This window comes from Testudinibacter sp. 'clade 2' (assembly GCF_006227735.1).
GTDB lineage: Bacteria > Pseudomonadota > Gammaproteobacteria > Enterobacterales > Pasteurellaceae > Chelonobacter.
Genome location: NZ_VDHB01000254.1, coordinates 1 through 1,000 on the forward strand (window position 1 = coordinate 1; position 1,000 = coordinate 1,000).

Below are 1,000 nucleotides of genomic sequence, written 5' to 3' on the forward strand. Positions count from 1 at the left end.
AAATTGAATAGGATAACCTAAATTTTCGATAAAACATTTAAACTTAGATGAAATAATTGGTGGGCCTCCATCGTAAGCAAAACTAAAGTCAGCCTTATTTTTAATATGAAAATCATTAGGATGTTAATACATGAGTGACAGGTGCTACAAAAAGTTTCTTTGGGAGCGAATTCATAGAAATATGAATGGTTGTCTATTCCAGATAGTTCATAAGCAATAATATTATTTTTCATATATGTATTATCCTATTTTAAATTTGGATGTATAGTGAAAAAGTCATTCGCAGCATCTATATATTTAGCTCCTGTAGTTTTATAAAAATCAGATAATGCAGATAATCTTTCACCTCTATCAAAGTTTCTTCTAATTATTCGTCCACTATTTCCTCTTTGAGGTCTCATATGAACAGTTTTGTCGTTAATAACTTTAGTTTTGTTTATTAAAAAATCATTCATATCTTTATGAAGATTTCTATGTGTTGCAGCATCTAATTTTGTTAATTGTTGTTTCGGGTCTCCTCCCATAAATTTAGGATCTGAGTGGTGTCCGTGACACCCAGCCAATCCAAACGGATCACACCAATCCCACGGATTCTGTACATAGCTATAAGGCGTTTCCCCGCCATTTAAGCCAATCGGGTCGGAAATCAGGTAATTCCCGGTGCTTGGGTCATAGTACCGAAACCGGTTATACGCCAATCCACTTTCACTATCCGCATATTGTCCGGCGAACAGCAGTTGCGGGGCGAGTGGGTGAGGGGTTGCTTCGTTTCGCTGATAGCTGTCCAACACCAAGCCCCACAGGGTTCTTGGGCTGTCTTGCCATGCCAGTTCGCCTTTTGGGGTGAGCAAGCCAATCACTTTGCCGTTGGGTTGCACAATAGCATAGTGGGTTTGCTCTTGCCACTGTTTGATATTACCGTCTTGGGTTTGCTCAAAGGTTTGGTAGCTATCTTGCTGTGCGATTAACTGCCAACCGTTAAACACACTATGTCTGCTAC

General features: G+C 39.3%; 1 protein-coding gene. It reads right to left on the bottom strand.

Going from position 1 to position 1,000, the window contains the following annotated elements; translation table 11 throughout:
* Positions 1–245: 245 nt before the first annotated feature.
* On the bottom strand, positions 246–1,000 hold a 755-nt coding region (locus FHQ30_RS13080; RefSeq protein ID WP_176552785.1), incomplete at its 5' end, for an RHS repeat-associated core domain-containing protein.